The organism is Tumebacillus sp. BK434 (assembly GCF_004340785.1).
In the GTDB taxonomy this organism is placed as follows: domain Bacteria; phylum Bacillota; class Bacilli; order Tumebacillales; family Tumebacillaceae; genus Tumebacillus_A.
Genome location: NZ_SLXS01000017.1, coordinates 1 through 7579 on the forward strand (window position 1 = coordinate 1; position 7579 = coordinate 7579).

Here is a 7579-nt window from a genome sequence, read left to right on the forward strand (position 1 = left end):
CCCTTGTAGAAGACAAGGTTGATAGGCTGGAGGTGGAAGCGCCGTGAGGCGTGCAGCTGACCAGTACTAATCGGTCGAGGGCTTATCCTAAGTAAGTCCAACACTCACTATGATTCGCATCCAGTTTTCAGGGAACACGGCGGTAGATCACCTAAGATCAGCGACGTCCTGTCGCAACGGCGATCGACTGTACATCTTGTACGTCTACGGAATCGTAGCTCAGAGGGAGAGCACCACCTTGACACGGTGGGGGTCGGAGGTTCGATTCCTCTCGATTCCACCATACGAATCAAAGAAACTGCCATTCAATGGAGAATGGCAGTTTTTTTGTTTTCCATCAAGAATCTCGGCTAACACAAACAAAAGCCTCTTTTGCGATCGACGCAAAAGAGGCTTTTGTTGAGTTCCAGAGACAGAACGCTTGCGAAGCAACAGCAAACTGTCTCCGCCCTGCTGTTTGCCGGTAAAAGCGTACGGCAACTGACGGGAGGGCAGTTATGACTCTGTAGTCGCCCGAGTTCAGTTTGTCAAACAGATAGTAGCCGTCTTTGCCATTGTAAGTCGCAGTAGTCGTATGCTTGAGCAGCACGCCGTTATGGTCATACAGCTCGACGCGAATGCCGTTGCGCCCGGTGTCGCCGTCCTCCTGCACACCGTTGCCATTCTCATCGAGCCACACATAATTGCCGAGCGCGCCTTTTTTCAAGATGACGCCAGCGTCGATCGTGTGATTCTTTTCACCGGCAGCCAGCGCGATCAGCCCGGTTTTGCCGGTCAACGGGTCGGGATTCTCATCGAGCGCAGTGTCTCCGCCCTGAGCGGCTCTCGTCAGCCCTTCATAGAGAGCGGGCGCAGGGAGGAACGTTTGCGTATAGTTCCCGGCCACCAGATTGGGGAACAGGTAATAGCCCGGATTGCGTTAAAATCATTGCCGGTCAGCGTTTCGGACACTTTGGTGCCGAGTTCATCGTACTCTTCATGTAAATCTCCATCACTTCTTGAATGTAGCGTAACCCCTGGAAGAGATTGTAACGAACAGACCTGTACAAATTTTGAACAATACTACCCAAAATGTAGGTAAACTGTGAGGTTATAGGTAGAATTGAAGAAATGAATTGAGGTGTCGGGGCTTGGAAGTACTGCTTGTCAATGATGAGCGGAGGCGGAACGGATGCAGCCGGATGCCATACATTGACACGGTGGGGGTCGGAAGTTCGATTCCACCAAATGAATACGTGATGTGACAGTTTTGCGAATCATCGAGCCACCGATCCGGAAGGAATGGTGGTTTTTTATTGGCAAACAGAGATTTTTAGGTAATAATGAAATAAAATTTTAAAAAGTGAGGTTTTAAGTTTTGGATATGATTCACAATCAATTCCAGTTGGCGACCGATTTCTCACGCCTTAAGCACCAGCGTGAGGTGAAGATCGCCACAGCATTGATGATGAACAGGGACATGATCAAACAGCCGTTCGATGTACATGACGTTGTCTTGACCGTTTTTGCTGTGTTCTTCCATCGCTATACAGGTGCAAGTCTGCTGCAGATCGGCGTGGACGGCACAGAGCGGGTGCGGGCGGAGTTTGATCTTGCCTTGTCAGATACGTTCGAAACATTGCTTACGAACGTGACAACCTTTCCGGCAGATAATTTGCCGGTATCTGTCGTGCTGGGACGTGAGACTGTTGGGATACGAAACTGGATGGAGGCGGACGGGGAGATCGAATTGGGCCTTGTTGTGGAAGTCCAGGAGCACTCGATGCAACTGTCCTTTCTGTACGATGCCGGATTGTTCGCGGAGGACACGATCCTGCGGATGAGCGCGAACTTGCGTACCTTGCTGCTGGCGGTGGGCGATTCGTTCCACTTGCAGCTTCGGGATCTTCCGGTCCTGAGTGAAGGAGAGCTGCATCTGCTTCGCTCCATGCAAAGTGCTGAGCCTGTTGCTTATCCGGACGAACTCACGGTACAGGAGCTATTTGCAAAGCACCCCGGCGATCGAATCGCGCTGCGGTTTGCAGAATCGACGCTCACGTATGCGCAGTTGGATGCGCGCTCCAATCAGCTGGCGCATCTCTTGCGAGCGAAAGGTTATGGCAAAGGAAAACGGGTCGCTTTGCTGCTCGATCGCTCGTTTGAAATGGTGATCGGCATCCTCGGGGTGTTAAAGGCAGGTGCTGCCTATGTTCCAATTGACCCGGACGCCCCGCAAGTCAGGATCGACTATCTGTTGCAAGACTGCCAGACGGAGCTCGTAGTAACGCGTCGGCATCTGCAACATCGCTTGAACCAGTTCCCCGGAAACGTTTTGACGTTCGAAGAGCAGCAGAAAGAGCTGGAAGCCCTTCCGGACACGGCTCTGCCTCTGCAGAATACGGCTGACGATTTGGCTTATGTGATCTATACGTCCGGCTCGACCGGGAATCCGAAAGGCGCGATGCTCACACATCGCGGAGTGAGCAATTTAGCGATGGCCCAAGCGGATGTCTTTGGAATTCACGAGCAAAGCCGGATCCTGCAGACCGCCTCTTTTTCGTTCGATGCCTCCATTCTGGAGATCTTTTTTGCTTTGCTGCGGGGTGGCTGCCTGGTCTTGGTGGAGAGCGGCGTTTTGCGTGACCCGATCGCGTTGACCGAACTTCTCGCCCGAGAAAAGATCACCTTTGCCTTGTTGTCCCCTGCAATGATCGCCCAACTGCCGCTGCACGCGGGGCCGGACTTGGAGGCGTTGGCAGCTGGGGGCGATGTTTGCCCGGCTGCGGTTGCCAGAGCATGGGCGCAACGAGTCGATTTTCTCAATGCGTACGGTCCAACCGAAGCGACAGTCTGCGCGACCGCCTGGTCATCCAAACGATCGGACACGATACCGGACAACCTGCCGATCGGCCGACCGCTTCCGAACTGCAGCATCTATATCTTGGATGCAGCGATGTGTGAAGTGCCGGTCGGCGTATTCGGGGAGATCTATATCGCCAGTCCGGGCTTGGCGCAAGGGTATTTGAACAGAGCGGCTTTGACGACGGAACGCTTCCTGAATAATCCGTTTGCAGCAGGCATGCTCTACAAGACGGGGGACTTGGGGCGTTTTTTGCCGGATGGCAACATCGAGTTCGGGGGGCGCATCGACAAACAAGTCAAGATCCGCGGCTTTCGCATCGAGCTTGGCGAGATCGAAAATGTCCTTCGAAAGCATCCTGCGGTGCAGGAGTGTGTGGTGGTGGCCGTGAATGGTGCAAACGGTCTGAAGCGGATTGTCGGTTACATCGTCGCCAAGGAAAAGTTCTCGCTGGCTGAGATTCGCGAGTTTCTGAGCGAACGATTGCCAGATTACATGGTGCCGGCGTTTCTGTTGCCGATCGCCAAGATCCCGATGACGTTAAATGGCAAGGTCGATGAACGGGCTTTGCCTGCACCGGAGGAGGCGTACGCAACTGATCCGGCTACTTTTTCACCGCCGGTGACCGACATTCAGAAAAAAATCGCCGGGGTCTGGGAGGCGATGCTTGGCGTGAAGCAGGTTGGGATCGATGATGATTTTTTTGCATTGGGCGGCGATTCCATGACGATCTTCCCGATATTGTTACAGCTGAAGCCTGATTTTCCCGAGTTGAAGATCCAAGACTTTTATACCTGTCGGACCGTGGCCGCGCTGGAAGCGCATCTCAGGCGGCAAGAGCAGGCGGCAAGCCTGACCTTCTCCGTTGCGGAGGAAGATCGGTTTGTCCAACCAACTAAGCCGATGCAAAAAGGATTTCAGATGCCACGGGCTGTTTTGCTGACCGGAGCGACCGGCTTCCTGGGCTCGCATGTGCTGTATGATCTGATCGAAACCACGTCAGCACGAATCTATTGTCTGGTGCGTGCGAAAGCGCAGACGGATGCGGACGTTCGCCTGTTTGATACGCTGCACTTTTATTTTGGCGAACAGTTTCTCGAACGGGTGAAGGATCGCGTGGCGGTGCTGCAAGGTGATCTTGCTGCTGATGATCTAGGGCTCTCGGCAGACGATCGGCAGCTCATCGAACAAGAGGTGGACGCGATCTTGCATTGCGGTGCAGATGTCAGACATTATGGGGACGAAGCCGAATTCCTCAGAATCAATGTGCGGGGAACGGAGCAATTGCTCCACTTCGCCAAACGACGTCACGGCGTGCGGTTTCATCTGGTCTCCACGTTAAGCACGGCCACCTGGGCCCCTCCAGGTGTTGCGGAATACATCATAGACGAAGGCAGCTCCCGACCATCCGAGCAGACGGCAGACAACGTGTATGTGAAAAGCAAATGCTACGCGGAGGAGTTGGTGCGGCAGGCCATAGCGGAAGGGTGCGATGCTTCCATTTACCGCGTGGGGAATCTGATCGGACATTCGGTGTCTGGCAAGTTTCAGCGCAACGTGGAGACCAATGCATTTTACCGCTCGCTGAAGGCGGTGCTCCTGTTGGAGGCGGCGGTTGCCGATCAGCATTTTATCGACTTGACACCGATCGATTTTTGCAGCCGGGCGCTCGTCTATTTGGCTTGTCGACGGGAATCATCGGGGCAGACCCTGCATGTGTGCAATCCGGAGGGGGTGCGCGGCGAGGCGTTTGTAAAACTGCTGCAAGCGTGCGGCTATCCGATCCGGGTGATGGAGTCGGAAGTGTTGCAAAACTGGGTCTATCAGCTGGCACCAGACTCCGAGTTGCAGGAAGGGCGAGCGCTGATGCTGGCCCACCTGTTGGAGGCTGAGGGGGAGGGACCTGTCTTGCGCTATGACTGCAGCCGGACGATGCGATTGCTCGCCGAGGCGGGGATCTCCTGTCCGCAGCCGGATCGGCAACTGGTACAAAACATGATCGAGTATGTCAGGAAAATCGGGTATGTGCCCGAACCCAAGCAACCTGTCTGAGCGGGTCAGGAGGATTCGCCTAAATGAAAGGGGAAGAAAGTGACGTGAGGTGATTGTTGTGAAAGTCGAGCCAGTAACTTGCGTCGGCGAGCACCTGCGGGAGCTTGCGGAACTATTGATTCTGGTCGTGGAGGACGGGGCTTCTGTCGGTTTTTTGCCGCCTTTGTTGGAACCGGTGGCCACGAGGTATTGGGAGGATGTGTTGGAGCCCGGCGTACTTTTGTTTGTGGCGAAAGTAGACGATGAGATCGCCGGCAGCATTCAACTGCATCTGAGCAGCAAGCAAAACGGCGATCATCGGGCAGAGATCGCCAAGCTGATGACGCACCCCAAGTTTCGCCGCCGAGGGGTGGCCCGGGCGTTGATGCAAACGGCTGAAGCAAGAGCGCGGCAGGAGGGACGGTCGCTGATCGTGCTCGATACGAGAGCAGGCGACCCTTCAAATCTGCTCTACGTTTCCATGGGGTATCAGGAAGCGGGGCGGATTCCCAACTTTGCGCGATCGGCAAATGGCGATCTGCATCCCACGGTGTTCTACTACAAAGAAATCGGATCATAGAACGAAAGCCTCTGTTGCGCCATCGCGCAACAGAGGCTTTCATTCTATGAAGTCAGCTGTGGACAACTCCGAGCACGAGCGGGTCGAGAGCTTTTGATTCTTCGATGTAGAGGAAAGCATCGTAGCGCTGCGCCATGCGGGAAGGCACATAGTTGCCCCGTTCGTCTTCCGGATCGTAGACGACGCCGATCGCCCGGTGCCCGATCACCTCTTGAAACAGAGCGTTGTCCGCACCGAGCATCAGGATCTTGTCATAGCTGCCGGCGCGGTGCAGCAGATCTTCCCACGAATCTCTTTGTGCTGGCGGCACGCGCATTTCCTCCATCGGTGCGCCCCAGGCACGTCCGGCGATCACAGTGCCGTGATGGGTGCCAAAGCCGATCGCATACACGTCGTTTTCCGCATGTTGTTCACGGAGCAGTTGCCCGATGTTGATCATGCCGGCTCCGGCCATGTCGGTGGCACGGGCATCGCCGATGTGCGTGTTGTGTTCCCAGATGATCGCTTTTGCATCGGGTCCGTAGAAGTCGGCTACGCGGTTCAACGTCTCCGCCATATGCAGATCGCGGATGTTCCAGGAATCCGGGCCGCTTCGGATCATCGCGCGGTAGTAACGCTCGGCGTTGACCGCGACCAGGGCGTTGATCTCTGCGCTCAGAGCCGCCTCTGCATCCAGGGCGCCAAAATCGCGTCCGTTGTGCAACGCCATCAAGACCCGCACCACTTCCTCTTCACAGCTTTCCGAGAAGAAGCTTGCAGACAGACCGTAGGACTGCTCGTTGCGTTTGAAGGGCTCGAAGCACGCAAACGCTTTTTGGGCGTGGGCAAGTTCCGGAGAGCCGATGCGCGCCAGATAGCCGATCACTTCCTCCATCGATTCCCACAAGCTGTAGACGTCGAGGCCGTAAAAGCCGGCTTTTTGCTGTTCCGGAGCGCGCTGTGCATTGAATTCGCGCATCCATTTCGCGAGCTCGATGATCTCCGCGTTGGCCCACATCCAGGTCGGCCAGCGGTTGAAAGCCTGCATCGCCGCTCGCGGAGTGGGTTCGGCGCCCGGGTCATGCTTGAGATAGCGGTTCAGGGAGTAGCAGGATGGCCAGTCGCCTTCCACGGCGATAAAATTGAATCCTTTTTCTGAGATCAGGCGTTTGGATAGTTCGGCCCGCCAGGTGTAGAACTCGGAGGTGCCGTGCGACGCCTCGCCGAGCAGAACGTATTTGGCATCGCCCGCTGCTTCGATCAGCAGATCGAGATCATCGGGGGTCGACAAGCGGATCGCGTTTTTCTCAATCTGTGCAACGATCGTCTCGCTGTTCATGGTGTCATCGCTCCGTGATGTTTATTGTCAGCAGTATAGATATGTCCTGAAGGGCAGGTTCCTACGCGCGGCCGACTCTTTCGTGTGCAAGGACGTAAAATGAAGAGATTGAGAGAGTGCAAAAAAGCTACGTGGACAAGATGAAAAAATTTGTTCCTGTTTGTGCTGTGATACAGATTGTGAGGCGGTGGCACGCATGATATTATTAGTCCTGTCGCCGCGAGTTGCGGTGATCGAAATACGATGTTCCTTGAAAACTGGATAGCGAAATAGTGAGTCAAGACATGTTTGAAATGCAGTACTTTCGAAGCGTTAACTTAGGTTAAGCTACGAAGGGCGCACGGAGGATGCCTTGGCGCCAAGAGCCGATGAAGGACGGGGCAAACACCGAAATGCCTCGGGGAGCCGTAAGCAGGCGTTGATCCGGGGGTATCCGAATGGGGCAACCCGGCACTCGTAATGGAGTGTCACTCAGCACTGAATCCATAGGTGTTGAGAGGTAGACCAGGGGAACTGAAACATCTAAGTACCCTGAGGAAGAGAAAACAATAGTGATTCTCCTAGTAGCGGCGAGCGAACGGGGAACAGCCCAAACCGTGTGGCTTCGGCCATGCGGGGTTGCGGGGCGTCTCACATGGAGTTACAAATCTGTTTGGTAGAAGAACGGCTTGGAACGGCCGACCGCAGAGGGTGAAAGTCCCGTATTCAAAATCAACCAGACTCCGAGACGATACCCCAAGTACCGCGGGACACGAGAAATCCCGTGGGAATCAGGGAGGACCACCTCCCAAGGCTAAATACTACTTGGCGA

Annotated in this window: 4 protein-coding genes, 1 tRNA gene and 2 rRNA genes; 5 read left to right on the forward strand and 2 right to left on the reverse strand. The window is 55.0% G+C overall.

The features are described from left to right. Together EV586_RS20275 and EV586_RS20280 are read left to right on the forward strand one after the other, a co-directional pair. A 23S ribosomal RNA gene (locus EV586_RS20275) occupies positions 1–90 on the forward strand; the annotation flags it as partial. A 118-nt stretch (positions 91–208) separates the two neighbouring features. Next, a tRNA-Val gene (locus tag EV586_RS20280) sits at positions 209–283 on the forward strand. A 54-nt stretch (positions 284–337) separates the two neighbouring features. Here EV586_RS20280 and EV586_RS20285 read toward each other — a convergent pair. Further along, complete coding sequence (locus EV586_RS20285; protein WP_279388318.1) at positions 338–901, reverse strand: SdrD B-like domain-containing protein; 564 nt, start codon at positions 899–901, stop codon at positions 338–340. A gap of 462 nt (positions 902–1363) precedes the next feature. On the opposite strand from EV586_RS20285, the gene EV586_RS20290 reads away from it, so the two are divergent. Further along, positions 1364–4891 carry a non-ribosomal peptide synthetase family protein gene (locus EV586_RS20290; RefSeq protein WP_243653107.1) on the forward strand — a complete coding sequence of 1176 codons (3528 nt, stop codon included), beginning with the start codon at positions 1364–1366 and terminating at the stop codon, positions 4889–4891. 52 nt (positions 4892–4943) lie between these two features. Then, on the forward strand, positions 4944–5450 hold the full coding sequence (locus EV586_RS20295; protein WP_243653108.1) for a GNAT family N-acetyltransferase: 507 nt from the start codon (positions 4944–4946) through the stop codon (positions 5448–5450). A gap of 52 nt (positions 5451–5502) precedes the next feature. Here the strand turns inward: EV586_RS20295 and EV586_RS20300 are convergent, their stop codons facing one another. Continuing rightward, positions 5503–6768 (reverse strand): erythromycin esterase family protein, encoded by a 1266-nt coding sequence (locus EV586_RS20300; RefSeq protein ID WP_132946894.1) that lies wholly within the window; start codon positions 6766–6768, stop codon positions 5503–5505. 320 nt (positions 6769–7088) lie between these two features. Between EV586_RS20300 and EV586_RS20305 the strand changes: the two genes are divergently transcribed. Further along, positions 7089–7579: ribosomal RNA gene (locus tag EV586_RS20305) — 23S ribosomal RNA — on the forward strand; the annotation flags it as partial.

What these genes read in the sequence shown, in the direction of transcription:
- EV586_RS20290 (WP_243653107.1), top strand. Translation starts at nt 1,364, where the DNA reads ATGATTCACAATCAATTCCAGTTGGCGACCGATTTCTCACGCCTTAAG.
- EV586_RS20300 (WP_132946894.1), bottom strand. Translation starts at nt 6,768, where the DNA reads ATGAACAGCGAGACGATCGTTGCACAGATTGAGAAAAACGCGATCCGC.